The organism is Brachybacterium sp. GU-2, assembly GCF_030866705.2.
GTDB classification, from domain to species: domain Bacteria; phylum Actinomycetota; class Actinomycetes; order Actinomycetales; family Dermabacteraceae; genus Brachybacterium; species Brachybacterium conglomeratum.
Window position 1 is genome coordinate 3,633,707 of the sequence record NZ_CP133037.2, and the last position, 26,240, is coordinate 3,659,946.

The 26,240-nt window shown below is 72.9% G+C and carries 19 protein-coding genes and 1 tRNA gene; 12 read left to right on the top strand and 8 right to left on the bottom strand.

The window, feature by feature from the left end; genetic code table 11:
* Positions 1–22 precede the first annotated feature (22 nt).
* Positions 23–1,348: a 3-phosphoshikimate 1-carboxyvinyltransferase gene (gene aroA / locus RBL05_RS16685; RefSeq protein ID WP_308738533.1), complete on the bottom strand. Its 1,326-nt coding sequence runs from the start codon at positions 1,346–1,348 to the stop codon at positions 23–25.
* A 5-nt stretch (positions 1,349–1,353) separates the two neighbouring features.
* Positions 1,354–1,920 carry a hypothetical protein gene (locus RBL05_RS16690; RefSeq protein ID WP_308738532.1) on the bottom strand — a complete coding sequence of 189 codons (567 nt, stop codon included), beginning with the start codon at positions 1,918–1,920 and terminating at the stop codon, positions 1,354–1,356.
* A gap of 262 nt (positions 1,921–2,182) precedes the next feature.
* Here RBL05_RS16690 and RBL05_RS16695 point away from each other — a divergent pair, with 262 nt between their 5' ends.
* Both RBL05_RS16695 and rsrA read left to right on the top strand, forming a co-directional pair.
* Positions 2,183–2,869, top strand: coding sequence for a sigma-70 family RNA polymerase sigma factor (locus RBL05_RS16695; RefSeq protein ID WP_308741154.1), 687 nt, complete (start codon positions 2,183–2,185; stop codon positions 2,867–2,869).
* A complete protein-coding gene (rsrA, locus tag RBL05_RS16700; protein WP_308738531.1) occupies positions 2,866–3,240 on the top strand; it encodes a mycothiol system anti-sigma-R factor in 375 nt (124 codons plus the stop codon). The genes RBL05_RS16695 and rsrA overlap by 4 nt, the downstream gene beginning before the upstream one ends.
* A 92-nt stretch (positions 3,241–3,332) precedes the next feature.
* On the opposite strand, the gene RBL05_RS16975 is transcribed toward rsrA, so the two are convergent.
* From RBL05_RS16975 to RBL05_RS16720, 5 genes are all read right to left on the bottom strand, one after another.
* Positions 3,333–3,407, bottom strand: coding sequence for a 50S ribosomal protein bL37 (locus tag RBL05_RS16975; protein WP_369801468.1), 75 nt, complete (start codon positions 3,405–3,407; stop codon positions 3,333–3,335).
* Between the two features lie 228 nt (positions 3,408–3,635).
* On the bottom strand, positions 3,636–4,280 hold the full coding sequence (locus RBL05_RS16705; RefSeq protein ID WP_010549618.1) for a GDSL-type esterase/lipase family protein: 645 nt from the start codon (positions 4,278–4,280) through the stop codon (positions 3,636–3,638).
* Between the two features lie 86 nt (positions 4,281–4,366).
* The gene (locus RBL05_RS16710) at positions 4,367–8,224 is read right to left on the bottom strand and encodes a multifunctional oxoglutarate decarboxylase/oxoglutarate dehydrogenase thiamine pyrophosphate-binding subunit/dihydrolipoyllysine-residue succinyltransferase subunit (protein WP_308738530.1); all 3,858 of its coding nucleotides are present in this window, start codon (positions 8,222–8,224) and stop codon (positions 4,367–4,369) included.
* Positions 8,225–8,347: 123 nt separating this feature from the next.
* Complete coding sequence (locus RBL05_RS16715) at positions 8,348–9,457, bottom strand: HAMP domain-containing sensor histidine kinase (RefSeq protein WP_308741108.1); 1,110 nt, start codon at positions 9,455–9,457, stop codon at positions 8,348–8,350.
* The gene (locus RBL05_RS16720) at positions 9,454–10,275 is read right to left on the bottom strand and encodes a response regulator transcription factor (RefSeq protein ID WP_308741107.1); all 822 of its coding nucleotides are present in this window, start codon (positions 10,273–10,275) and stop codon (positions 9,454–9,456) included. Before RBL05_RS16720 ends, RBL05_RS16715 begins: the two co-directional genes overlap by 4 nt.
* 397 nt (positions 10,276–10,672) lie before the next feature.
* On the opposite strand from RBL05_RS16720, the gene RBL05_RS16725 reads away from it, so the two are divergent.
* From RBL05_RS16725 to RBL05_RS16735, 3 genes are all read left to right on the top strand, one after another.
* The gene (locus RBL05_RS16725) at positions 10,673–11,557 is read left to right on the top strand and encodes a M23 family metallopeptidase (RefSeq protein ID WP_308741106.1); all 885 of its coding nucleotides are present in this window, start codon (positions 10,673–10,675) and stop codon (positions 11,555–11,557) included.
* Entirely contained in the window at positions 11,554–12,612 is a 1,059-nt protein-coding gene (tsaD, locus tag RBL05_RS16730; RefSeq protein WP_308741105.1) for a tRNA (adenosine(37)-N6)-threonylcarbamoyltransferase complex transferase subunit TsaD, read from the top strand. The genes RBL05_RS16725 and tsaD overlap by 4 nt, the downstream gene beginning before the upstream one ends.
* Before the next feature lie 78 nt (positions 12,613–12,690).
* Positions 12,691–12,763: transfer RNA gene (locus RBL05_RS16735), tRNA-Arg, on the top strand.
* A 54-nt stretch (positions 12,764–12,817) separates the two neighbouring features.
* Here RBL05_RS16735 and RBL05_RS16740 read toward each other — a convergent pair.
* Entirely contained in the window at positions 12,818–15,097 is a 2,280-nt protein-coding gene (locus RBL05_RS16740; RefSeq protein ID WP_308741104.1) for a bifunctional alpha,alpha-trehalose-phosphate synthase (UDP-forming)/trehalose-phosphatase, read from the bottom strand.
* Positions 15,098–15,460: 363 nt separating this feature from the next.
* Here RBL05_RS16740 and lysA point away from each other — a divergent pair, with 363 nt between their 5' ends.
* The 7 genes from lysA to RBL05_RS16775 all read left to right on the top strand — a co-directional run bounded on the left by lysA (position 15,461) and on the right by RBL05_RS16775 (position 26,129).
* Entirely contained in the window at positions 15,461–16,873 is a 1,413-nt protein-coding gene (lysA, locus tag RBL05_RS16745) for a diaminopimelate decarboxylase (RefSeq protein ID WP_308741103.1), read from the top strand.
* A gap of 152 nt (positions 16,874–17,025) precedes the next feature.
* On the top strand, positions 17,026–18,381 hold the full coding sequence (locus RBL05_RS16750) for a homoserine dehydrogenase (RefSeq protein ID WP_308741102.1): 1,356 nt from the start codon (positions 17,026–17,028) through the stop codon (positions 18,379–18,381).
* 4 nt (positions 18,382–18,385) lie between these two features.
* The gene (gene thrC, locus RBL05_RS16755; protein WP_308741101.1) at positions 18,386–19,444 is read left to right on the top strand and encodes a threonine synthase; all 1,059 of its coding nucleotides are present in this window, start codon (positions 18,386–18,388) and stop codon (positions 19,442–19,444) included.
* Positions 19,441–20,355: a homoserine kinase gene (gene thrB / locus RBL05_RS16760; protein ID WP_308741100.1), complete on the top strand. Its 915-nt coding sequence runs from the start codon at positions 19,441–19,443 to the stop codon at positions 20,353–20,355. The genes thrC and thrB overlap by 4 nt, the downstream gene beginning before the upstream one ends.
* A gap of 341 nt (positions 20,356–20,696) precedes the next feature.
* Positions 20,697–22,862: a transcription termination factor Rho gene (gene rho / locus RBL05_RS16765; RefSeq protein WP_308741099.1), complete on the top strand. Its 2,166-nt coding sequence runs from the start codon at positions 20,697–20,699 to the stop codon at positions 22,860–22,862.
* Positions 22,863–23,133: 271 nt separating this feature from the next.
* Complete coding sequence (locus tag RBL05_RS16770) at positions 23,134–25,152, top strand: aldo/keto reductase (protein WP_318603920.1); 2,019 nt, start codon at positions 23,134–23,136, stop codon at positions 25,150–25,152.
* Complete coding sequence (locus RBL05_RS16775; RefSeq protein ID WP_308741098.1) at positions 25,149–26,129, top strand: LacI family DNA-binding transcriptional regulator; 981 nt, start codon at positions 25,149–25,151, stop codon at positions 26,127–26,129. Before RBL05_RS16770 ends, RBL05_RS16775 begins: the two co-directional genes overlap by 4 nt.
* Positions 26,130–26,240: the final 111 nt, after the last annotated feature.

Genomic DNA, 26,240 nt, shown 5'->3' on the forward strand with positions numbered 1-26,240 from the left:
CCCGACCCTCGCGGCACGAGGCTCACGCGTCGTCCTCCGCCGGCTCGGGGTGGAGCATCGACAGCCACATCCCCACGAAGTCGGGGAGGGTCTTCTGCGTGGTGCCGACGTCGACCACCTGCACGCCGGGGACGCGCAGGCCGATGATCGCGCCGGCGGTCGCCATGCGGTGGTCCTCGTAGGTCTCGAAGACGGCGCCGTGCAGCGGGCCCGGCGTGATCACGAGCCCGTCGGGCAGCTCCTCGGTGCGGGCGCCGACCTTCGTCAGCTCGGTCGCCAGAGCCTTGAGGCGGTCCGTCTCGTGCCCGCGCAGGTGCGCGACGCCGGTGATCCGCGAGGGGGAGTCCGCGAGCGCGCACAGCGCCGCGACAGTGGGGACGAGCTCGCCGACGGCCGACATGTCCGCCTCGATGCCGTGCAGCGCATCCGTGCCGCGCACCACCACCGCCTCGTCCTCGCGCCACACCTCGGCGCCCATCCGCGTCAGCAGCTCCCGGTACGCGTCGCCGGGCTGGGTGGTGGTCTCCGGCCAGTCGTCCACCGCGATCGTGCCGGCGGTGACCATCGCCGCGGCCAGGAACGGCCCGGCGTTGGAGAGGTCCGGCTCGACGACGACCTCCAGCGGACGGATCGGGCCGCACGCGACCCTCCAGGAGTGACGGCCCTCGGCGTCGACCTCGTGCGAGGCCTCGACCCCGGCGCGTCGCAGCGTCTCCAGGGTCATGTCGATGTGGGGCAGGGAGGGGAGCTCCTCCCCGACATGGACGAGCTCGAGGTCCGTCTCCGCCCGCGCCGCGACCAGCAGCACGTTGGAGATGAACTGGCTGGAGGCCGAGGCGTCCACCTCGACCCGGCCGCCGGGCAGCGTGCCCCGGCCGTGCACCGTGAACGGCAGCCGCCCTGGCTCGCCGTGCTCGGTCACCTCGACGCCCTGGCCGCGCAGCACCTGGACGACCGCGTCCATGGGCCGCACGAGCGCGGCGTCGTCACCGGTGAAGCGCACGTCGCCGTGGCGCAGCGCCGCCAGCAGCGGCACGAAGCGCATCACGGTGCCGGCCAGGCCGGTGTGGATCTCGATCGGCTCGGCGGGGTGCTCGCAGGCCGGCGGGATGGGGGAGACGTGCAGCACCCCGTCGCGCACCTCCAGCACTGCGCCGAGCCGCTCGAGCGCATCGCGCATCAGCCGCGTGTCGCGGGAGACGAGCGCGCCGCGCAGCGTGGACGGCTCGCTCGCCGCGGCGGCGAGCAGCATCCAGCGTGCGGTGAGGGACTTCGACCCGGGAACCCGCACCAGGGCGTCGACCGGCTGGTCGGCGACCGGTGCGTTCCACAGCACCTCGGAACCCACGGAGATCAGCTGGGCTGGCCGGCGAGCTGCTTCTGGGCGGTGGAGACGGCGCCCTTGGCCTTCTTCTCCACCTTCCCGGCCTTCTTCTCGAGCTCGCGCTGCTTCTGCGCGGCCTTCTTCTGGCTGCGCTCGACGAACTTGTTCGCCCGGTAGCCGAGCGAGGGGCGGCCGTCGTGGTCGACGACGGCCAGGAGCACGCCGCCCAGCAGGCCGGCGTCGGTGAGGATGGACTGCACCTCGGCGACGAGCTCCTCGCCGCGCAGCTCCCAGACCTTCTTCCGACCGGCCCAGCCGACGGAGGTGGTCACGAGCAGGGCCGCGGCGGCAGCGCGGGGCGCGCGGTTGGTCGCGTAGAGGACGCCGGCGCCTGCGGCGATGACGCCGGCGGCGCGCACCACGGCGCGGGAGTCGACGAAGCCCGGCGCAGAGCTCTTGGACAGCGCCGAGTCGACCGCGTCGAAGGCTTGCGGGTAGACGTCGATCTCGCGCTCGGGGCGGAGCGCGGTGCGCACGCCCTCGAAGACGAAGGGGGCGGCGAGCAGCGGTCGTGCGATTCGGCGGACCAGGGCCATGGTGTCCTCACGTTCTGAGCAGGTGTCGACGGTCCGGTGATCGGCCCTGTCGGGAAGATCACCGCCACCCACACTACCGCCCGAGGAACATCCCCCGTGCCCAACGCGTTGCACCGGACGGTGCGGACACGGTTCCGCGCCCCCGTCGGGGCCCCGACGGGACGGTCGAGCACGCCGGCGGGTGCCGGGGAGGGAGCGGCGCATGACGACTGGACTGCTGGAGCGCGCCCCCGCGATCCCGGGTGGCGTAGGTTTGGGGACGATGACGCAGACACAGCCCACCTCCGACCACGGGACCGGCCTGCCCTCCGCGGAGCAGCCCGATCCCGCGGCGGACTTCGACTTCGAGACCGAGGCGCTCTCGCACCTGGACTCCCTCTACGGCGGCGCGCTGCGGATGACCCGCAACCCGCACGACGCCGAGGACCTGGTCCAGGACACCTTCGTCAAGGCGTTCCGCGCCCAGGACCGCTTCACCCCGGGCACGAACATGCGGGCGTGGCTGTACCGCATCATGACCAACAGCTACATCTCGAGCTACCGCAAGCAGCAGCGCCGCCCCAAGGAGGCCTGGACCGACGCGGTCGAGGACTGGCAGCTCGCGGAGGTCTCGAGCCACTCGAGCACGGGCCTGCGCTCGGCGGAGGCCGAGGCGCTGGACCACCTGCCGGACTCCGCGGTCAAGGACGCACTGTCCGAGCTGCGGGAGGACTACCGCATGGCGGTCTACCTCGCCGACGTCGAGGGCTTCGCCTACAAGGAGATCGCCGAGATCATGGACACGCCGATCGGCACGGTCATGTCCCGGCTCCATCGCGGGCGGCGCCAGCTGCGCGAGAAGCTCACCGATCATGCCCAGCGCACGGGCTTCCTGCGTGCGCAGCCCTCGGCGGGGGACGCCGCCGACGACACCGGAGCCGACACCGCGGACCGGGAGGAGGAGCGATGACCCAGGACGACCGCGCGATGCGCGAGACGTCGACGAGCGAGACGGCGACAGGCTCGACGCGCGACATGAGCTTCGGGCTCGAGGAGGCGCTCGACGGCGAGCTCCCCCGCGAGACCGTCGAGCGGATGCGCCGCCACACCGACGACTGCCCCGAGTGCGCCGACGAGTGGGAGCGCCTGCGCCGGCTGAAGGAGCTGGTGCGCCGCAGCTGCGCGGACCGCGCCCCCTCCGACCTGCGGGCCCGGATCGCCGACACGTGCCGCACCCTCACGGTGACCACCACCAGCACGAGCACGACCACCGGGGCCGACGGCTCCACGGTGCGCGTCACCCGCTCGACGACCACCCGCCGCACCCTGCCCCCGGCCTGAGCCGCGGGGCGTCGGCTCCGTCCCCGAGCATGCCGAAGGGCTCCTCCCATCGGGAGGAGCCCTTCGGCATGTCGCCATCGGCGACGGCGCGGTCAGCTGTTGGGCCGCTTGCCGCGATTCGCGCTGTTCTTGCGGCGAGCCTTGCGCTTGCGTCCTCGCTTGCTCATCACGCTCTCCTTCCTTCACCCGGAATGAACCCGTCGATCATGCCATATCGGAGGCTTTGCGCGGAGCCCCGTCCGAGCCCCTCTCAGCACCTGAGTCGGACCTCACCCGCCCGCGCCCCGGGCCGGCCGGCTGCTTCCTCGCGCGAAGAGACCGAGCGGCAGGTTCGGACCGGTGTCAAGCAGAGATACCGGTCCGAACCTGCCGCTGAGTCGACCCACCCGACGGGGTCAGCGGGAGGTGCCGAGCCAGGATCCGAACCCGCTGTGCAGCACTAGCCAGGCGATAAGGCCGTAGCCGGTCTGGCCGGGGTGGTCGCCGGCCGAGCGGGCGAGGTCGCTCTCCCACTGGTCGTGGCCCACCAGGCCGCCGACGGTGTCGACGTAGGGGATGCGGCGCCGCGCGCAGACGTCCTCGAAGGCACCGGAGAGCTCGCGCACGCCCGCGGTGGTGGCCGGGTCGCGGCTCGGGGCGGGGCCCACCACGAAGGCGGGGATCCGCAGACGCTCGAGGCCGTCGAGGATCTTGGCGAGGTTCAGGCGCGAGCGGGCCAGGGAGATCCCGGCCTCGACGTCGGCGCGGCCCATCGCGAGCACCACCCGGTGGTCGACGGAGCCGTCGGCGCGGCCCTGCTCGGAGAAGCGACGCTTGACGTCGGCGTCCCAGCGCTCGGCCAGCTCCGCGGAGGTCTCGCCCGGCAGCGCCGCGGAGAACACGTCGATGCGGCAGTCGGCACCCTGCTCGCTGGCCACGGCCCGGCCCAGCCAGCCCAGCGCTCGGGCGTCGCCGATGCCGGCGAGGAGCTCGTCGCCGAGCGCGATGATCCGGATCCGGGAGCCCGGATCCGGGACGGGCGAAGTGGGCACGGTCTGCACCGGGACCTCCTGGCAGGGGACGGGGTCGGTTCACTCTAACGGCGGCGCGGGCCACGGGCGAACCCGTGGCCCGCGCCGCGGGTCGCTCAGGCCTCGAAGGCGCGGGTGAGCAGATCCTCCTGCTCGGCCTTGTGGACGGCGGTCGAGCCGGTGGCCGGGGAGGCCGAGGCCGGGCGGGCCACGACCCGCAGGGTGCGCCCCACCTCGACGGCGAAGTTCATCGCCATGAAGCTCCAGGCACCCTGGTTCTGCGGCTCCTCCTGGACCCACACCAGCGGAGCATCGGGGTAGGCGTCCAGCGCGGTGCGCAGCTGCGCCTCGGGCAGCGGGTAGAGCTGCTCGACGCGGACGATCGCGGTGTCGGTGGCGCCGAGCTTCTCGCGGCGCGCCACGAGGTCCCAGTACACCTTGCCCGAGGCGAGCAGCACGCGGCGCACGCCGGCCGGGTCCACGGTCGTGTCCGGCAGGACCGGCTCGAAGGTGCCGGAGGTGAAGTCCTCGACCGCGCTGACGGCCGCCTTGTTGCGCAGCATCGACTTCGGGGTGAAGACGATCAGCGGCTTGCGCGGCTCGGTGAGCGCCTGCTTGCGCAGCAGGTGGAAGTAGCTCGCCGGGGTGGACGGCGCCGCGACCCGCATGTTCTCCTCCGCGCACAGCTGCAGGAAGCGCTCGATCCGGGCGGAGGAGTGGTCCGGCCCCTGGCCCTCGTAGCCGTGCGGCAGCAGCATGACCACGCTCGAGTTCTGGCCCCACTTCTGCTCGGAGGCGGAGATGAACTCGTCGATGATCGTCTGGGCGCCGTTGACGAAGTCGCCGAACTGCGCCTCCCACAGCACCAGCGAGTTCGGGCTCTCCACGGAGTAGCCGTACTCGAAGCCCAGCGCCGCGAACTCCGAGAGCGAGGAGTCGTAGACGTTGAAGCGTGCCTGGTCGTCGCTGAGATAGGACAGCGGGGTCCAGGTGTCGCCGCTCTCGTGGTCGATCAGCACGCTGTGACGCTGCACGAAGGTGCCGCGGCGCGAGTCCTGGCCGGCCAGGCGCACCCGGTTGCCCTGCATCAGCAGGGAGCCGAAAGCGAGCAGCTCGCCGTAGGCCCAGTCGATCCCGCCCCGCGAGGACATCTGCGTGCGGCGCTCGAGCACCTGGCGCAGCTTGGGGTGGACGGTGAAGGACTCGGGGACCTCCGCATGCGCCTGCCCGATCCGCGCCACGACCGACGCGTCGACCGCGGTGACGGCCTGTTCGGGCGCGGTGCCGCCCTGCTGCGCCTCCGGCAGGTCCAGGCCCTGCACGTTGGCCTCCGCGGGCTTCGCGGAGCCGGCGTCGGAACGGGTCGAGGCGAAGGCCTCGTCGAGGTGCTCCTGGAAGTTGCGCACCAGGCCCTCGGTCTCCTCCTCGGTGAGGTCGCCGCGCTCGACGAGGGTCTCCATGTACTGCTTGCGGGTGGAGGCCTTCTCGTTGATGAGCTTGTACATCTCCGGCTGGGTCATCGAGGGGTCGTCGCCCTCGTTGTGGCCGCGGCGGCGGTAGCAGACCATGTCGATGACCACGTCGCGGTGGAACTTCTGGCGGTACTCGAAGGCGATCTCGGCGACCCGCACGCAGGCCTCGGGATCGTCGCCGTTGACGTGGAAGATCGGCAGCTGGGTCGACTTCGCGACGTCCGTGGAGTAGAAGGACGAGCGCGAGGAGTCCGGCAGCGTGGTGAAGCCGATCTGGTTGTTGATGATCACGTGGATCGTGCCGCCGGTGCGGTAGCCGCGCAGCTCGGAGAGGTTCAGCGTCTCCGTGACCACGCCCTGGCCCGCGAAGGCCGCGTCGCCGTGGAGGAGCACGGGCAGCACCGGGAACTCCTCGGGGCGCTCGAGGCGGTCCTGCTTGGCGCGGACGATGCCCTCGAGGACGGGGTTGACGGCCTCGAGGTGCGAGGGGTTGGCCGCGAGGTACACCTTGGTGGACTTCCCGTCGTGGGAGGTGTAGGTGCCCTCGGTGCCCAGGTGGTACTTCACGTCGCCGGAGCCGAGCTTCTCGCCGTAGTTGCCCTCGAACTCCTGGAAGATCTGGCCGTAGCTCTTGCCGGCGAGGTTGGAGAGGACGTTCAGGCGCCCGCGGTGCGACATGCCGATGGCCACCTCGTCCAGACCCTCGTGGGCGGCGCCGTGCAGCACCGTGTCGAGCATCGGGATGACGGCCTCCCCGCCCTCGAGGGAGAACCGCTTCTGGCCGACGAACTTCGTCTGCAGGAAGGTCTCGAACGCCTCGGCGGCGTTGAGGCGGTCCATGATGTGGGTCAGCTCTGCCTTGTCGAAGGGCTCGCGCGGGGTCTCCATCCTGTGCTGGATCCAGGCGCGCTCCTCCGGGTCGGAGATGTGCATGTACTCCACGCCGATGGTGCGGCAGTACGCGTCGCGCAGCACGCCGAGGATGTCCCGCAGCGTCATCTGGTCCTTGCCGCCCACGCCGCGGGTCGGGAAGGTGCGGTCGAGGTCCCACAGCGTCAGGCCGTAGGTCTCCACGTCGAGGTCCGGATGGTTGCGGACCTTGTACTGCAGCGGATCGGTGTCCGCCATGAGGTGACCGCGCACGCGGAAGGAGTGGATCAGGTCCATCACCCGGGCCAGGCGCTCCGAGGTGGTGAGGCGGAAGGGGTTGTCCGGCACCCAGCGCACGGGCTGGTAGGGCAGGCGCAGCGAGGCGAAGACGCGGTCGTAGAAGCCGTCCTTGCCCAGCAGCTTGTCCGCCATCCGCTTGAGGAACTCGCCCGAGGCGGCGCCCTGGATGATGCGGTGGTCATAGGTCGAGGTCATCGTCATGACCTTCGAGACGGCGAGCTCGGCGAGGGTCGCCGGGCTCGCGCCCTGGAACTGGGCGGGGTAGTCCATCGCGCCGACGCCCACGATGACGCCCTGGCCCTGCATCAGGCGGGGGATCGAGTGGACGGTGCCGATGCCGCCGGGGTTGGTCAGCGAGACGGTGGTGCCGGTGAAGTCGTCCATCGTCAGCTTGCCGGCACGGGCCTTCTTGACGACCTCCTCGTAGGCCTTCCAGAAGCCGCGGAAGTCGAAGCGCTGCGCCGCCTTGATGTTCGGCACCACGAGGCCGCGGGAGCCGTCGGGGCGGGGCATGTCGATGGCGAGGCCGAAGTTGACGTCCTGGCGCTTGAGCAGGAGCGGCTTGCCCTTCTCGTCGACGTCGAAGCCGTTGTTCATGTCGGTGATCTCGGTGACCGCCTCGACCATCGCCCAGCCGATCAGGTGGGTGAAGGAGACCTTGCCCGCGCGGTGGCGCTTGAGGTGGTTGTTGATGACGATGCGGTTGTCGAACAGGAGCTTGACCGGCACGTCGCGCACAGAGGTCGCGGTCGGGACGGTCAGGGATTCGTCCATGTTCCGCACCACGGCGGCGGCCGGGCCGCGCAGCTTCGTGGGCTCCGGCTCGTGTAGCTCGACCGCGGGGATCTGCGCGGTGGTCGTGGGGACCTTGGCCGGACGGTCGGAGGTCGTGGAGACCGCGGGTGTCCTCGGGGCGGGCGTCGAGGTGGCGTCGTTCACGGCGGGGGATTCCTTCGCGGGCGTCGAGGCGGCCGACGGGGCGGCCGGGGAGGAGGGAGCGGGCGTCGGCGACGGGGCCGGAGCGGGGGTGGAGGCGTCCGGCGTGGACGCCTCGTCGGCGGCGTCGTCGAGGGCGGCCGCGGCGGCGGGCGCCGCATCGGGGGTCGGGGGAGGAGCCGCCACGGGCGGCGTCGTCGCCGCCTCGGAGGTCTGCGGGGTCGGGCCGGGAGTGTCGGGGGCCTCGGTGCGTGCCGAGCTGGTGGAGGCGAAGTGCTCCGCCCAGCTGGGGTCGACGCTCGAGGGGTCCTCCCGCCACTGCTCGCGGAGCGCGTCCACGAGCCACTGATTGGGGCCGAACTCCGCGGAATCGGAGTCCTGTGTCTGCTGTGACACTCTGAGATCGCCAGCCTTCTCACAATCGAGAGATACGGATGGTCCCAGCGTAACGGCCCGCGGGTTCCGGTGCGCGCCGCGGCGCAGGTCGCGCGCAGCACGGGACGCCGGTGGTGGGGGACATCACGCCACCGGGCCGTGATCGGGGATCACGACCCGGATCAGGGAGGAGCGACCCTCCTGCGCTCCGGTGCTGCGGGGGTCGTCCAGCACCTCGATCGTGCCTCCGTGCAGGCCCACCGCCCAGCGCGCGATGGCCAGCCCCAGGCCCGTCCCGCCGGAGGAGTCCGCGGCCCCGCCGCGCTGGAAGCGCTCGAAGACCCGGTCGCGGTCCTCGCGCGCGATGCCGGGGCCCTCGTCGTCGACGTCGATCCGCACGCCGTCGTCCTCCCCGGTGCGGGAGGCACGGATGTGGATGCGTCCGCCGGCGGGGGAGTGGCGGGCGGCGTTCTCCAGCAGGTTGTGGATCACCTGGTGGAGCCGGGCGGCGTCGGCCGCGACGGAGAGGTCCGGCGGGTCGACGTCGACGATCCAGCGCACGTCTCGCCCGCCGGCGGCGAGGGCGGCGGCGTCCACGACCTCGTGGAGGAAGGGGGTCAGCTCGACCCCCTCGAGGTCGAGATGGATCACCCCGGCGTCCAGCCGGGAGAGGTCCAGCAGGTGGTCGACGAGCTGGGAGAGCCGCTCGGTCTCGGTCAGGGCCACCTCGAGCGCGGCAGGATCGGGCTCGGTGACGCCGTCGACGAGGTTCTCCAGCTGGGCGCGCAGGCCCGCGACGGGCGTGCGCAGCTCGTGGGAGACGTTCGCGACGAGGTCCCGGCGGGTGCGGTCGGTCTGCTCGAGCTCGGCGGCCATGACGGAGAAGGCCTCGGCCAGCTGCCCCACCTCGTCGCGGCTCGTGGCGCGCACCGGTCCGCTGTAGTCCCCGCGCGCCATCGCCTGGGCGGCCGCGGTCATCTGCCGCAGCGGGGAGGTCATGCCCCGGGCGAGCAGCTGGGTGGAGACCAGCGCGGCGATCACGACCAGCGGCAGGGACAGCAGCGGCTCGATCCCGGCGCGGATGCTCACCTGCGTCAGCAGCGCCGCGACGGTCACGCTCACGCCCACCAGGATCCCGAGCTTGACCTTGAAGGAGCGGAAGCGGTCCAGAGGGCGCACGTCGAGCCGCTCGGGGACCCGGCGGCGGGCGTGCGCAGCGGCGGCCTCCACGCCTCCGGGGCGGGGCCCGCTCACGAGTCCGAGGTCGGCTCGTGCGGGGTGGGCATCGAGTGCAGGTTCGCCACGGCGCCCTCGGAGCCGGCGGCCGGGGCGTCCTCCTCGGGATCTTCCGGGATCTCGAGCGCGTAGCCGACGCCGTGCACGGTGCGCACGAGATCCGCGCCGAGCTTGCGGCGCAGCGCCTTGACGTGGGAGTCGACGGTGCGGGTGCCGGTCGCGTCGACCCAGTCCCACACGTCGGCGAGCAGCTGCTCGCGGGTGAGCACGGTGCCGGGCGCGTGGGCCAGGCACAGCAGCAGGTCGAACTCGGTGGGCGTGAGATGGGCGGGCACCCCGGCGCGCATCACCCGTCGGCCGGCGCGGTCGATGACGAGGTCGCCGAACTGCAGCGCCTCCTGCTTCTCCGCCTCGCCCGGTGCGGGCGGGCCCGCGCGGCGCACCCGGCGCAGCAGCGCCTTCAGCCGGGCGACGAGCTCGCGGATGGAGAAGGGCTTGGTCATGTAGTCGTCGGCGCCGACGCCGAGGCCGACGAGCATGTCGGTCTCGTCGTCGCGCGCGGTGAGCATGAGCACCGGGACCGGCTCGTCGGCCTGGATGCGTCGACACACCTCGAGCCCGTCGAAGCCGGGGAGCATCACGTCGAGCACCACGAGGTCCGGGCGCACCTCGGCGACGGTGCGCACGCCGGAGGGGCCGTCGAGGGCGGTGGAGACCTCCCAGCCCTCGGCGGTGAGCCGGTCGGCGATCGCGCGGGTGATCGTGGGCTCGTCCTCGATCACCACCACGCGCACGGGCGAGGGGTCGGCGGCTGAGCTGCGGTCCGGGGTCGACATGGGGCTCACTCTAGACGGCGTCCCCCGGGCGATCCCGGAGGCGGAGGGCGCCCCACGACTCCTGCACAGAACTCCCACGGCGCCTGCCGGACCGCTCCCCGGAGGGGCGCGCGGGACCCGGGCGAGTCCGCATCGCAGGCCCGGAACGGCCCGCAGGAGTGACGCGCACCCCTCCCGGGAGCCGCTCCCGTCAAGATCTCCCCACCTTTCAGCCGACATGGCAAAAACTTGGCAATGACGCGGTCGCCTCGCTCGCCCGACGCGCTGACCTGCACCTAGGTTGGTCGACGTTGTTCAGCGGCGCGTACTTCCCCGTCCGGCGTCGCGCACGGGACAGCTGCCGTGCCGGAACCGATGCACGGACGAGACCCGCAGTCGAAATGGAAGAGGATCTCAGGTGGCGAATCATCGCGCTGATGGACGCGCCACGGTGCGCAAGCACCGTGCGGTCGGAGGAACGCACCGCGACCACGCCCTGCCCGCGGGCGCCGTGAAGGCAGGCGTTCTCGGCGTCCTCGCCACCGCCACCATCGCCGCTCCTCTCGCCGCCGCCGCCGCGGGCACCGACGAGGCCGCACCGGCCGAGCCGATCGCCCAGGCCCCCGCCGCCGCACCGCAGGCCGCCGCCGCGATCGCCCCCGTGACCCTGCCCGGCGCGACCGCGACCACCGAGGCCGCCGTCGAGGAGCGCGACGCCGAGGGCGACGCCGCGAGCCGCTCCGAGGAGCGCACCGCCCCCGCCGGCGCGGAGGACGCCGCCGAGGACGAGGTCGAGAGCACCGGCATCGAGGTCTCCGTGCCCGAGCCCGAGCCCGTCGTCACCGAGGCCGCCGCGGGCGCGGAGGGCGCCGAGGGGACCGACTCCGCCGACGGCGAGGCCGTCGTCGGCAGCGACTCCGGCTACATCCGCCCCTCCTCCGGCGCCATCACCTCCGGCTACGGCGGCCGCGTCCACCCGGTGCTCGGCTACTACAAGGGCCATGACGGCGTCGACTTCGGCGCCGCCTGCGGCGCCCCGGTCAAGGCCGCCAAGTCCGGCACCGTCGTCGCCGTCGAGTACCACCACGCCTCCGGCAACCGCGTGAAGATCGACCACGGCAACGGGGTCGTCACCGGCTACTACCACCTCCAGGGCTTCAACACCTCGGTCGGCGCGACCGTCGCCCAGGGCGACACCATCGGCTACGTCGGCTCGACCGGCCGCTCCACCGGCTGCCACCTCCACTTCGCGAAGATGGACGAGGCGGGCAACTACTCCGACCCGATGTCGCTGCTGCGGTGACCTCCTCCGGCGCGCCCGTCGTCCTCGGGGTGGAGTCCTCCTGCGACGAGACCGGCTTCGGGATCGTCTCGGACGGGGCCCTGCTGGGCCAGGGCCTCGCCTCGAGCGCCTCCCAGCACGCGATGTTCGGCGGCGTCGTCCCCGAGATCGCGGCCCGCGCGCACCTCGACGCGGTCGTCCCGACGCTGCAGATCGCCCTCGACGACGCGGGCGTGCAGGCGCGGGACATCACCCATGTCGCGGTGACCTCCGGTCCCGGCCTCGCCACCGCCGTCCACGTGGGGCTCGCCGCCGCGAAGTCCATCGCCTGGGCGCTGGACAAGCCTCTGTACGGGGTGCACCACCTCGCCGGCCACGCCGCCGCCGACACCCTCGAGCACGGCCCCCTGCCCGAGCAGTCCATCGTCCTGATCGTCTCCGGCGGGCACACCTCGATCCTCGCTGTCGGCGACCTCGTGCGCGATCCGATCGAGCACCTCGGCGACACCCTCGACGACGCCGCGGGGGAGGCCTTCGACAAGGTCTCCCGCCTGCTGGGTCTCGGCTACCCGGGCGGGCCTGCGATCTCCCGTGCCGCGGTCGGCGGCGATCCCGCCGCCTTCGCCTTCCCGCGTGCCATGCTGCGGCCCGGGGATGCGCCCTTCACCTTCTCCTTCTCCGGACTCAAGACCTCCGTTGCCCGCACCGTGGAGACCCTCGAGCGCGCCGGCGAGCCCGTGCCCGTCGCGGACATCGCCGCCTCCTTCGAGCAGGCGGTCGTCGACGTGCTGGTCACCAAGGCGCTGCGCGCCGTGCAGGAGCGCGGGCTGGGCACCCTCGTCATCGTCGGCGGGGTCGCCGCGAACGCGCGCCTGCGGGCCGTCGCCCAGGAGCGCTGCGACGCCGCCGGGGTCGAGCTGCGCATCCCGCCGCCGCGGCTGTGCACCGACAACGGCGCGATGATCGCCGCGGTCGGCGACCTGCTGGTGCGCTCCGGCGCCGCGCCCAGCGGCCTCTCCATCGCCGCGGACCCCTCGGCCGTGCTCCACGGGGCCCAGCTCCCGCTGCTGCGGTGAGGTCCCTCTCACACCCTCGGTCGCTCGCGCCGCCAGCGTGCTCGATCACCCCCAGGTGTTGCTAGACTCCTGGAGTCCGCCCGCGTAGCTCAGTGGATAGAGCGTCTGCCTCCGGAGCAGAAGGTCGTAGGTTCGAATCCTGTCGCGGGCACCGAGTTCCGAGCCGCGTCCCCGATCGGGGACGCGGCTCGAGTCGTCCCGGGGCTCAGCCCTGCTCGCCGCGCAGCTCCCGCAGGCGCTGCAGCACCTCACGCGCCGCGGTGGTGTCCGCGATGCGCAGGGCCGCCGCGGTGTCGCCGCCGCCCACCTTCAGCGTGACGTCCTGCTCCTCGGCCGCGGCGAAGACGGACTCGTCGGTCACGTCGTCACCGAGGTAGAGCCAGGCGTCGGAGGCGCTGGCCCGGGCGAGCGCGTCGACGGCGACGCCCTTGGACGTGTGCACCACCGAGAACTCCACGACCTCCTTGCCGGGGGTGACGGTCACGTCCGGCAGGGTGGTGGCGTACTCGAGCGCGGACTCCGTGGCGTTGATGCCGCCTCGGCCCCGGGCGTTGCGGGTGTGGAGGACTGCGGCGGTCGGCTTGGTCTCGACCTCCGTGCCGGGATGCGCTCGTGCGATCCGGCGCAGAGTCGCCGTGATCGTCGAGAGCAGCTCCTCCTTCTCCGGTGTCATCGACAGCGCGGAGCGGTCCAGCACCTCGGCCTGCATCCACGGCGGCAGTGCTCCGACCTCGGCGCCGTGCGAGCCGACGAGCACCACGGAGCTCGGCATCTGCGTGTGCCGGTCCAGATCCTCGAGGGCGCGGCCGGAGACGAGCGCCACCGCGACGCCGGGCATCTCGGCCAGGTCCCGCAGCGCGCCGAGCGCCTCGGCATCGGGCTGGACCGCATCGCGGTCCTCGACGATCGGGGCGAGCACACCGTCGAAGTCCGAGGCGATCAGCAGGCGCGGAACGTCGGCGAAGGCGCGCAGCGCCTCGTCGATCTCCTCGGGCGCGCTGGGCTCGGCGCCGCGCAGCCTCACCACGGGCACCGCCGCCTGCGCCTCGCGGCCGGCGTGCTCGAGGTGCTCGAGGAAGTCGTGCGCCCAGGACTGCACGTCGTTCTCCATCACCTGATGGCGCAGGGAGCGCATCGCCTCCTCCTGCTCCTCGGCCGGCATCGCCAGGGCCTTGAGGATCGCGGCCTTGAGCCCGTCGATGTCGTGGGGGTTGACCAGCACGGCCGCGCGCAGCTCGTCGGCCGCGCCCGCGAACTCGCTGAGCACGAGCACGCCGTGGAGGTCCGGGCGGGAGGCGACGTACTCCTTGGCGACGAGGTTCATCCCGTCGCGCAGCGCGGTCACCAGCACCACGTCCGCGGCCATGTACATCGCGGTCATGTCGCGCCGGTCGAAGGAGTGGTGCTGGTAGGAGACGGCAGGCCGGCCCAGCGGCGCGTGCTCGCCGTTGATGCGGCCGACGGTGAGCTCGACCTCGTCGCGCAGCTGCCGGTAGGCCTCGACCCTCTCGCGGGACGGGGTGGCGACCTGGATCATCACCGTGTCGTGCGGGTCGATGGACCCGTCGTCCAGCAGCTCGCCCCAGGCCTTCAGACGGTGTCGGATGCCCTTGGTGTAGTCCAGGCGGTCCACCCCGAGCACGATCTTGTCGGGATCGCCGAGGTCGTGCCGCAGCTGCGCGGCCCGCTCCCGGATCTCGGGATCCTCGGTGAGCGCGGAGACGGCGGCGGAGTCGATCGAGATCGGGAAGGTGCGCGCCTCGACCTCGCGCCGCGGCGCCGCGCCGAGGCCGGGCACCGAGATCGTGGTGCCGTCCACGTGGTAGCCCAGCAGCTTCCGCACCGCGGCGACGAAGTTCAGGGTGTCGCTCTCGCGCTGGAAGCCGAGCAGGTCCGCGCCGAGCAGCCCGCGCAGGATCGAGTTGCGCTTGGGCAGCTGGGAGAACAGCTCCACGGAGGGGAAGGGGATGTGGTTGAAGAACCCGATCCGCACGTCGGGCCGCTTCCCCCTGATCAGCCGGGGGACCAGCTGCAGCTGGTAGTCGTGCACCCAGATCGTGCCGCCGTGGGCCGCGACCGGTGCGGCCGCCTCCGCGAAGCGCTGGTTGGCCGAGAGGTACGAGTCCCACCAGGTGCGGTGGAAGACGGGGTCGGCGATCACGTCGTGGTACAGCGGCCAGAGGGTGCCGTTGGAGAAGCCCTCGTAGTAGCGCTCGACGTCCTCCTGCTCGAGCCGCACCGGGTACAGGCTCATGCCGTCGGCCTCGAAGGGGTCCGGCGCCTCGCCGGGCGCTCCGGCCCAGCCCACCCAGGCGCCGGAGTCGACGGTGCGCATCACCGACTCCATCGCGGTGACGAGGCCGCCGGGGCTGGTGACCCATTCGGTGGCGCCGTCGGGGAGGGTGCGGGAATCGACGGGCAGGCGGTTGGCGACGACGACGAGCTCGTGGCCGGGGGAGTGGTCGGGGACGGGCGTGGTGGACACCGTGACTCCTTCGCTGGGTTCGGGGCTGGGCGAGGAGCGCATGCGTCGGGCGTCCGAGGACGGGCCGTGGCGGCTCCCGCGCCGACACGGTGAGCCTATCAAGTGCGATCGCTCACGTGCGGCAGAGCTGTATGGGGGCACGACGCTCTCACCAGGACACTCGCCGCTGCGCCCGGTCTCCTCCGGACCTGCGAGGACGACGCCGACCGGTCGGTGGCCCGCTGTCGGCGCCGCCGCCGGCGGCCCCTGGCGAGATGCTCGCGGAGCGGACCTCCGCGCCAGGCCGCGCCCATCCCTCGTACGATCCCAGGGCGCCGCCGGCGCGACCTCTTCCCCGGAGACCAGCGAGGACCAGGAGCCCCCATGCGCGCCCACGAAGCCGGTGCCCTCCACGGCAACGACGCGGCCCCCACGTGGCTGCCCTACCCCAGCGACGTCAACACCCTGATCGACGGCCTGTGGTCCCGCACCACCCGCCGCACCGAGGACGGCGCGGTCGAGGTGGGCGGGGTGAGCGTTGCCCGGATCGCCGAGGAGGTCGGCACCCCCGCCTTCGTGCTCGACGAGGACGACTTCCGTCACCGGGCGCGCGCCTTCCGCGACGCCTTCGCCGAGGCCTTCCGTCCCCTCGCCGGGGCCGACGTCTACTACGCGGGCAAGGCCTTCCTGTGCGGCGCTGTCGCCCGCTGGGTCGAGGAGGACGGACTGGGGCTGGACGTGTGCACCGGCGGCGAGCTCGCCGTCGCCCTGCGCGCCGGCTTCCCCGGCGAGCGGATCGCGCTGCACGGCAACAACAAGTCCCTCGCCGAGATCCGCCGCGCCCTCGAGGCGGGGGTGGGCCGGATCGTCGTGGACTCCCTGGACGAGATCGACCTGGTCGACGCCATCGCCGCCGAGCTCGGTCTGCGCGCCGCCGTGATGCTGCGGGTGACCACGGGCGTGGAGGCGCACACGCACGAGTTCATCGCCACCGCCCACGAGGACCAGAAGTTCGGGCTCTCCCTCACCGGCAATACGGCCTTCGAGGCCGTGCGCCGGGTCCTGGCCGCCGAGCACCTCGACCTCGTCGGCCTGCACTCCCACATCGGCTCCCAGATCTTCGACACGGGCGGCTTCGAGGTCGCGGCCCGGCGCGTGCTGGACCTGGTCGCGCAGGTGCGCGACCAGCTCGACCACACGATCACCCAGCTCGACCTGGGCGGCGGCTTCGGCGTCATGTACAACACCCAGCACACGCCCTCGACCCCGGAGGCCCTCGCCAGCGGGATCGCGGGGATCGTGGAGAAGCAGTGCCACGAGCTCGAGCTCGAGGTCCCCCACGTCTCCTTCGAGCCCGGCCGCGCGATCGCCGGCCCCTCCACGCAGACGCTCTACACCGTCGGCACCGTCAAGGACGTGCGCCTGGGCGGCCCCCACCACCGCGTCTACGTCTCCGTCGACGGCGGCATGAGCGACAACGTCCGCACCGCGCTGTACGACGCGGACTACTCCTGCCTGCTCTCGGGCCGCGTCTCCGAGCAGCAGCCCGAGGTGGTGCGCGTGGTCGGCAAGCACTGCGAGAGCGGCGACATCGTGGTCAAGGACGAGTACCTCCCCGCCGACGTGCGCCGCGGCGACCTGGTCTCCGTCCCGGTCACCGGCGCGTACTGCTACTCGCTCGCCTCGAACTACAACCACGTCCCGCGACCGCCCGTGATCGCGGTGAAGGACGGGGAGATCCGCACCCTCATCCGTCGCGAGACGGAGGAGGACCTGCTCGGCCTCGACGTCGGCTGAGCCCGCCCCTCCCGCGACCCGCACGGCCCGGCCGTCCCGCCGCGACCAGGACGCACGCGTTCAGACGCGGTCACGCGGGCGCGGCCACCTCGGCTACAGTGCACACGCCCGCCCCTCCCGCCCGTCGGCCCCTGTGGAAGGATCCTTCGCAGATGTCACAGACCGTCCCGCAGCCTCCGGCGAGCCCGGACAGCTCCTCCCTCCCCGCCCTGCGCGTGGCCGTGCTCGGCGCGGGCACGGTCGGCACCGAGGTGCTGCGCCTGATCGCGCAGCAGGGGGACGAGCTCGCCCACCGCATCGGCGCCCGCCTCGAGGTCATCGGGGTGGCGGTGCGCGACCGGACCAAGGACCGCGGCGAGCACGTGCCCGCCGCGCTGCTCACCGACGACCCCGGCGCCCTGGTGCGCGAGGCCGACCTCGTGATCGAGGTGATGGGCGGCATCGATCCCGCCCGTGCCCTGCTGCTGGAGGCGATGGAGCACGGCGCGAGCGTGATCACCGCGAACAAGGCGCTGCTCGCCCAGGACGGCGCCTCCCTCTACGAGGCCGCGGACGTGCACGGCGTGGACCTCTCCTTCGAGGCCGCCGTCGCCGGCGCCATCCCGCTGGTCCGCCCGGTGCGGGAGTCCCTCGCCGGGGACCGCATCCAGCGCGTGATGGGCATCGTCAACGGCACCACGAACTACATCCTCGACGCCATGACCCGCACCGGCGCCGACTTCGACGACGCGCTCGCGAGCGCGCAGGAGCTCGGCTACGCCGAGGCCGATCCGACGGCCGACGTCGAGGGACACGACGCCGCGGCGAAAGCTTCGATTCTTGCGTCGCTGGCCTTCCACTCCCGGGTGCGCCTGGCCGACGTGCACTGCGAGGGCATCACCGCCGTCTCCGCGCAGGACATCGCCGCCGCCGGGCGGATGGGCCGCACGATCAAGCTGCTGTCGATCGTCGAGCGGGTCGAGGAGGAGAACGGGGAGCGGATCTCCGCCCGCGTCTACCCGGCGCTGATCCCCGACTCCCACCCGCTGGCCTCCGTCTCCGAGGCGTACAACGCGGTGTTCATCGAGGCCGAGGCGGCCGGCTCCCTGATGTTCTACGGCCAGGGCGCCGGCGGCGCACCGACCGCCTCGGCGATACTCGGCGACCTCGTCTCCGCGGCGCGCTCCCGCGTGCACGGGGGAGTGGGGCCGCGCGAGTCCCGCTACGCAGAGCTCGAGTCGATCCCGCTCGAGGAGCTGCGCAGCGCCTTCTACATCTCGCTGACCGTGCAGGACCGTCCCGGCGTGCTCGCGGAGATCGCCGGGACCCTCTCGGGCTACGGCATCTCGATCTCGACGATCCACCAGGAGCTCCTCCACTCGCGGGAGGAGGGCTCCCAGCCCCTCGCCCACATCGGGATCAGCACCCACCGGGCGCTCGAGAGCGCGATGACCGCGTCGCTGGACATGTTCTCCTCGACCGCGACCGTGCTCAGCATCGACTCCGTCCTCCGCATCGAAGGAGATTGACCCCATGGCCCATCAGTGGCGCGGCGTCCTCGCCGAGTACCGCGAGCACCTGCCCTTCGAGGAGGGTGACACCCTGCTGACCCTCGGGGAGGGCGGCACCCCGCTGGTCCCCGCCCCTGCGCTCTCCGAGCGCGTCGGCGCCGAGGTGCACGTGAAGGTCGAGGGCATGAACCCGACCGGCTCCTTCAAGGACCGCGGCATGGTCTCGGCGATGTCGCGGGCGGTCAGCGACGGCGCGACCGCGGTGGTGTGCGCCTCGACCGGCAACACCTCCGCCTCCGCCGCGGCCTACGCGACCGCGGCCGGCATCACCTGCGCGGTGCTGATCCCGCAGGGCAAGATCGCCGCGGGCAAGCTCGCCCAGGCCGTGGTGCACGGCGCGAAGCTGATCCAGGTCGACGGCAACTTCGACGACTGCCTCGAGATCGCCCGCAAGCTCGATGCGGAGCACCCGATCGAGCTGGTGAACTCCGTGAACCCCTTCCGGCTGCAGGGGCAGAAGACCGCCGCCTTCGAGGTCGCCGACGCGCTGGGCCGCGCCCCGGACATCCATGTCCTGCCCGTCGGCAACGCCGGGAACATCTCCGCCTACTGGATGGGCTACAAGGAGTACCGCGAGAAGGGGATCACCGACTCGCTGCCGGCGATGTGGGGCTTCCAGGCCGCGGGCGCCGCCCCCTTCGTCGCCGGACACCCGATCACCGACCCCGAGACGATCGCGACCGCGATCCGCATCGGCGCCCCCGCCTCCTGGCACCTGGCCGTCGAGGCCCGCGACGACTCCGGCGGCCTGATCGACGCGGTCTCCGACCAGCAGATCCTCGACGCCCAGAAGCTGCTCGCCGGCGAGGTGGGGATCTTCGTGGAGCCGGCCTCCGCCGCGGGCGTGGCCGGGCTGCTGCAGCAGGCCGAGCGCGGGCAGGTGCCCGCCGGTGCGACGATCGCGATCACCGTGACCGGCAACGGCCTGAAGGACACCGACACCGCCCTCACCCAGCACGACCTCACCCCGACGGTGGTGCCGGTGGACATCGCGGCGGCCGCGGAGGCCATCGGGCTGTGAGGATCCAGCACACGCAGGTGTCCGTGCAGGTCCCGGCGACCTCCGCGAACCTCGGCCCGGGCTTCGACACCCTGGGCCTGGCGCTGGACCTGTGCGACGAGCTGAGCGTCCGGGCGACCACCGGCGGTCTCGAGATCACCGTCGACGGAGAGGGTGCGGGCTCCGTGCCCCACGGCGAGGAGCACCTGGTGGTGCGGGCCCTGCGACGCGGCCTCGACCACGCCGGCGCTCCCCAGAGCGGGCTGGCACTGCACGCCGTGAACCGGATCCCGCACGGCCGCGGGCTGGGCTCGAGCGCCGCGGCGACCGTGGCAGGGCTCCTGCTCGCCCGTGGCATGGTCTCGGAGCCGGAGGCGCTCGACGACGAGACGGTGCTCCAGCTCGCCACCGAGTTCGAGGGCCATCCCGACAACGCCGCGCCCGCGCTGCTGGGCGGGCCGGTGCTCTCCTGGATGCAGGGCCCTCTCGCGCGGGCGGTGCCGCTGCGCCACGACGCGGAGGTTCTGCGCCCCGTGGTGCTGCTGCCCACCGCGACGCTGTCCACCCACCGGGCGCGGGGCCTGCTGCCCGCGGAGGTGCCGCACGCCGACGCCGTGTTCAACGCCTCGCGGGCCGCGCTGCTGGTCCACGCCCTGGCCGGGTCGCCGGAGCTGCTGATGGAGGCGACCGAGGACCGCCTCCACCAGGAGCAGCGCGCCCCCGGCATGCCGGAGAGCGTCGAGCTGATGCGGGTGCTGCGCCAGGAGGGCCATCCCGCGGTGATCTCGGGCGCCGGCCCCTCCGTGCTCGTGATGGCGGGCAGCCGACGCGAGCTCGCCCCGCTGGTGCGCCGCTTCGTCCGCGACCCCGCGGGCTGGCGGATCGCCGAGGTGGCGCTGCGTGAGCAGCCCTCGGCCCCTGTGGTAGGTTGACCCTGCGTCCAGGCGACATCGCACGACGCTGATCCCTGCACCATGGTCCCCTCGGGGGATCCTCTGTGCAGATCTCCGCGCCCCGATGTGCTCGCTGAGCTGTCTCTCCGAGCAGCGCCGCGCACGGTCCCCGCCTCTCCTCGTCGAGATGCCCCACGGGTCCGTTCGCCGCCCTCGACGCACCCCGAAGCACACCGGCAGGTCGGTCGCGGATGCCCCGCACCGCGGACGAACCCCCTGCACGGACCCGCCGCCGCAGCGCCCGGGCACGTTCCCCGGCCCTGAGCGGCATCCAGACCAGACATGAACCGGCGCGACCGGTTCGACAGGAAGGAACCCGGGTGAACGACACCACCTCCGGCGCGGACCTCGCGGCGAAGAAGCTCCCCGAGCTGCAGGCCATGGCCGCCGAGCGCGGCATCAAAGGGGCCCGGCGACTGCGCAAGGGCGAGCTGATCGAAGCGCTCCGTGGGGGAGCGGTCCCCGCCTCGACCGGCGCCTCCGCCCCTGCCCAGAGCGCCCCCGCGCCCACCGCGGAGCCCACCGCTGCGACGTCGGCCGCTTCGACGTCCGCCGCCTCAGCGCCCGCCGACACCGCCTCCTCCGCTCCCGAGGCCGCCGGCTCGTCCGACGCGGCCTCCGAGCGTCCCCGCACCCGCTCCCGCTCGCGCAGCACCCGGGAGGCCTCCGCCCCGGAGGCGACTGCGGCCGATCTCGGCATCGACCTGCCTGAGCGAAGCGCCGCGCGCGAGGACTCGGGCACGCGGCAGGGCGGCCGCGGCCGCCGCGGCGACCAGCAGGACCAGGGCGGACGCGAGCAGCAGAACCGCGACCAGCAGGGCCGTGATCAGCAGGGCGGCGAGCAGCAGAACCGTGAGCAGCAGGGCCGTGACCAGCAGGGCCGTGACCAGCAGGGCGGCCGCGACCAGCAGCAGCGCGGCGACCAGCAGCAGCGCGACGGCCGGGGCCGCGGCGATCAGCAGAACCGCGGCGATCAGCAGAACCGCGACGGTCAGCAGAATCGTGACGGTCAGCAGAACCGCGGCCGGCAGAACGAGCAGGGCGGCTCCCCGCGCCGCCGCCTCGAGGACATCGAGCTTCCCGACCGGTCGGGCGAGCAGCAGGACGGCCAGGGCGGCGACGGCTACGACGACGACCGCCGCGGCCGCTCGCGCAGCCGCAGTCGCTCGCGCGATCGCAAGCGCCGCGGCCGCGGCGGCGAGCAGGGCGGTCAGGGAGGCCAGAACCAGCAGGGGGGTCAGGGCTCGCAGGACGACAGCGAGGTCCGCGAGGGCGACGAGCTGATGACCATCGCGGGCATCCTCGACATCCGCGACAACCACGCCTACGTGCGCACCACCGGCTACCTGCCCGGCCCGAGCGACGTCCACGTGACGATGAACCAGGTCCGCAAGTACGGCCTGCGCAAGGGCGATGCCGTGACCGGCCAGGTCAAGGCGCCCCGCGAGGGCGAGGAGCAGCACGTCGAGCAGGTCCAGCACCACGGCGGCGGCCGCAACCGCCGCGGCAAGGGCGGCCAGAATCAGAGCAAGTTCGCCGCGCTCGTGCAGGTCGACACCGTCAGCGGCATGCCCGTCGAGCGGGCCCGCCAGCGGGTGGACTTCTCCAAGCTCACCCCGCTGTACCCGGAAGAGCGACTGTGCCTGGAGACCGCGCAGAACTCCGTCGCGCCGCGGATCATCGACCTCGTCTCGCCGATCGGCAAGGGCCAGCGTGGTCTCATCGTCGCGCCCCCGAAGGCCGGCAAGACGATCATCATGCAGCAGATCGCCAACGCGATCACCGCGAACAACCCCGAGGTCCACCTCATGGTCGTGCTCGTCGACGAGCGCCCCGAGGAGGTCACCGACATGCAGCGCACGGTCAAGGGCGAGGTCATCGCCTCGACCTTCGACCGCCCCGCCTCGGACCACACCATCGTCGCCGAGCTCGCGATCGAGCGCGCGAAGCGTCTGGTGGAGCTGGGCAAGGACGTCGTGGTGCTGCTGGACTCCCTCACCCGTCTCTCCCGCGCCTACAACCTCGCGGCCCCGGCCTCCGGTCGGATCCTCTCCGGCGGTGTGGATGCCTCGGCGCTGTACCCGCCCAAGCGCTTCTTCGGCGCGGCGCGCAACATCGAGCACGGCGGCTCGCTCACGATCCTCGCCTCGGCGCTGGTGGAGACCGGCTCGAAGATGGACGAGGTGATCTTCGAGGAGTTCAAGGGCACCGGCAACATGGAGCTGCGCCTGTCCCGCCACCTCGCCGACAAGCGAATCTTCCCGGCGGTGGACGTCAACGCCTCCGGCACCCGCCGCGAGGAGGTGCTGATGGGCAAGGACGAGCTGTCGATCATGTGGAAGCTGCGCCGGGTCCTCGGCGCCCTCGAGCAGCAGCAGGCGCTCGAGCTGCTGCTGGAGCGGGTCAAGAAGACCCAGTCCAACACCGAGTTCCTCATGACGGTCCAGAAGAACACCCCGAGCGTGGGGGCGCGCAGCGGCGACTGATCCCGCTGCCGCCACGACCGACGGAGGGGCCGGGCCCGCTGCCCTGCGCAGCGGTCCCGGCCCGTCCGTGCGTGGGAGTCGGGTCCGGAGCGCGCCGACCTCGCGGGGAGGAGGGCGACCGGTCCCGGCGAGGTCCGGGGAAGCGCTTGTGACCGGTCGTGGAAGCGGCTACCGTAGCGGGTAGTGAACGTTCACGTACGGTGGCCAGGGAGCCATCCGGCCGTGGACGCACGGCCGACGACGCCCGCCCTCCTCGAAAGATCACGCAGCCATGAGCACCTCCTCCACCCCGTTCCGCTGGGCCGTCCTCGGCCCCGGGGCGATCGCCCGCCGCTTCGCCTCCCAGCTGCCCGACTCGGAGCACGGCGTCCTCGTCGCCGTCGGCAGCAGCTCGCCCGAGCGGGCCCGCGCCTTCGCGGAGGAGTTCCCGCTCGAGGGGCCCGCGCTCGTGGGCGACTACGAGCAGGTCCTCGCCAGCGACGACGTCGACGCCGTCTACGTCTCCACCGTGCACACCGGCCACGCGCGTCTGGCCGCCGCCGCCCTCGAGGCCGGCAAGCATGTGCTGGTCGAGAAGCCGCTGACCCCGAACTCCGGCACGACGATGGCGCTGCTGGACCTCGCCGCCCGCTCCGGGAAGGTGCTGCTGGAGGCGTACATGTACCGCTTCCACCCGCAGACCGTACGGGTCCTCGAGCTCGTGGCCGAGGGCGCGATCGGCGAGATCGCCCACGTCGACGCCTCCTTCGCCTTCGACACCGGCGCCCGCGAGGGACGCCTGTTCGACACCGCCACCGCCGGCGGTGGCATCCTCGACGTCGGCTGCTACCCGCTGTCCCTGGCCCGCTTCGTGGCCGGCGCCGCCGCGGGCCGTCCCTCCCTCGAGCCGTCCTCGCTCACCGGCCGCGGCACGATCGGGGAGACCGGGGTCGACGAATGGGCCACCGCCCAGCTGACCTTCCCCGGCGGCGCCACCGCCTCTCTGCGCACCGGCGTGCGCCTGGCCGATCCGCAGTCCGCCACGATCACCGGCTCCCGCGGCGTGATCCGCCTGGCCGATCCGTGGGGACTCACCGAGGAGCAGGTCATCGAGCTCGACGTGGTGGGGGAGGAGCCGCGCCGTATCGAGATCCCTCGCGCCTCCGCCTACGCGCTGGAGGCCGATGCGCTCGCCCTCGCCGCCCGCGACGGCGCCGAGGTCCCCGAGCTCACCGCCGAGAACTCCCTCGGCCAGGCACGGGCCCTGGACGCCTGGCGCGAGGAGCTCTCCCTGCGCTTCCCCTTCGAGGCCGACACCGCCGACATCCCCACCCTCACCGGCCGCCCCCTGCGCGCCGGCAGCGTGCCCACCGGCGCCGGGGTCCCGATGGCCTACGGCAGCATCCCCGGCGTGGACAAGCAGGTCTCCCGTCTCGTGATGGGCTGCGACAACCAGATGAACCTCGCCCACGCCTCGGCGATGTTCGACGCCTTCTTCGAGATGGGCGGCACCACCTTCGACACCGCCTTCATCTACGGCGGCGGGTACATCGAGAAGCTCGTGGGGCAGTGGGTCCGCAATCGCGGCGTGCGCGAGGACGTCGTGATGATCACCAAGGGCGCGCACACCCCGCACTGCGATCCCGAGTCCCTCACCCGCCAGCTCGAGGAGTCCCTCGAGCGGCAGGGCACCGACTACGCGGACCTGTACATGATGCACCGCGACAACACGGACATCCCCGTCGGCGAGTTCGTGGACGTCATGGACGAGCACCTGCGCGCCGGCCGGATCCGCGCCTACGGCGGCTCGAACTGGACCCCGGAGCGGGTCGACGAGGCCAACGCCTACGCGAAGGCCAACGGCCGCACCGGCTTCACGATCCTCTCGAACCACTTCGGCCTCGCCGAGGCGCTGGACGTGCCGTGGGAGGGATGCGTCCACGCCACCGATCCGGCCTCCAAGGAATGGCTCACCGAGCGCGGCATCGCCCTGCTGCCCTGGTCCTCGCAGGCGCGCGGCTTCTTCACCGGCCGCGCCCACCCGGAGGACCGCTCCGACGCGGAGCTCGTGCGCTGCTACTACAGCGACGAGAACTTCGAGCGCCTCGCCCGCGCCGAGGAGCTCGGTGCCGAGCGCGGCGTGCCCGCCACCGCGATCGCGCTCGCCTTCGTGCTGCACCAGGAGTTCCCGACCTTCGCCCTGTTCGGGCCGCGCAGCATCGCCGAGATGCGCTCCTCGACCCTCGGGCTCGGCGTCGAGCTCAGCGCCCAGGAGATGGCCTGGCTCGACCTGCGCTCCCCGTCCCGATGAGCGGGCAGGGCCGGCGGGCGACGATCATCGACGTCGCCGCCCGCGCCGGGGTCTCCCGGCAGACGGTATCGCGGGCGCTCAACGACATGTCCGGGATCAGCGCCGAGACCCGCGAGCGAGTGCTCGAGGCCGCCAAGGAGCTGAACTATCGCCCCTCCCGTTTCGGGCGGGGACTGGTCGAGCAGGGGCCGACGACGCTCGGCCTCGTCGTCGGTCGGCTCTCGAACACCTACTACGCCGAGCTCGGCGCGGCCGTGGTGCGCGCCTGCGCCCCGCACGGCTGGAACGTCGTCCTGGCCGAGGCGGTCGACGCCCCGCAGCCCGAGAAGGTCGCCGCGGACCTCTCGCGTCGCGTGGACGCGCTGGTCGGCTACGGCGTGGCGACCGCCGGGATCCGCGGCGGCGGCATGCCGATCGTGCAGGTCGACGGCACGCCCGACCAGATCGACCAGGCCGGCGTGCTCGAGCTGCCGCGCACGGAGGCGATGGCGGACCTCGCCGAGCACCTGCGGGAGCGGGGCGTGCGGCGCCCCGTCGTGCTCGACCACGGCACGCAGGAGACCGACCAGCGCACCCGCGCCCTCGTCGGCGCCCTGTCCGGCCTCGCCCCGGGCGGGGAGGTGCCCGTGCGCACCGTCCACCCCCACGAGGGGCACGAGGAGGCGCTGCCGGAGCTCCTCGCCGGGGGCACCGACGCGCTGGTCGCCTTCAACGACGAGCTCGCCGTGCGGATGCTGCGCGCCCTGCGCCGCTCCGGCATCGAGGTCCCCTCCCGGGTGCGCGTGACCGGGGTGGACGGCCTCGAGATCTCGACCCTGGTGTCCCCCGAGCTGACCACGCTCGCCCTGGACATCGACCGCGTCGCGCAGGAGGCCGTCGAGCTGGTCGCGGGGATGCTCGAGGGGACCGTGCCGCTGCGGGGCGAGGAGGCCCACCGCCGGGTCGACTACCGGCTCGTGGTGCGCGAGTCGACCTGAGCGCCCCGCGGGCGGGACTGCATCCGCCCGGGGGTGGGGCTGCAGGGCGGGGCCCCGCGCCCGACGGGCGCATCCGCCCCCGGCTGCTGCGATGTTGCGCACGCCGCACCG

Coding starts and splice junctions, on each gene's coding strand:
- RBL05_RS16695 (WP_308741154.1), top strand. CDS start 2,183: ATGACGCAGACACAGCCCACCTCCGACCACGGGACCGGCCTGCCCTCC.
- thrC (WP_308741101.1), top strand. CDS start 18,386: ATGGCCCATCAGTGGCGCGGCGTCCTCGCCGAGTACCGCGAGCACCTG.
- rsrA (WP_308738531.1), top strand. CDS start 2,866: ATGACCCAGGACGACCGCGCGATGCGCGAGACGTCGACGAGCGAGACG.
- RBL05_RS16690 (WP_308738532.1), bottom strand. CDS start 1,920: ATGGCCCTGGTCCGCCGAATCGCACGACCGCTGCTCGCCGCCCCCTTC.
- RBL05_RS16775 (WP_308741098.1), top strand. CDS start 25,149: ATGAGCGGGCAGGGCCGGCGGGCGACGATCATCGACGTCGCCGCCCGC.
- RBL05_RS16770 (WP_318603920.1), top strand. CDS start 23,134: ATGAGCACCTCCTCCACCCCGTTCCGCTGGGCCGTCCTCGGCCCCGGG.
- RBL05_RS16720 (WP_308741107.1), bottom strand. CDS start 10,275: ATGTCGACCCCGGACCGCAGCTCAGCCGCCGACCCCTCGCCCGTGCGC.
- RBL05_RS16750 (WP_308741102.1), top strand. CDS start 17,026: ATGTCACAGACCGTCCCGCAGCCTCCGGCGAGCCCGGACAGCTCCTCC.
- lysA (WP_308741103.1), top strand. CDS start 15,461: ATGCGCGCCCACGAAGCCGGTGCCCTCCACGGCAACGACGCGGCCCCC.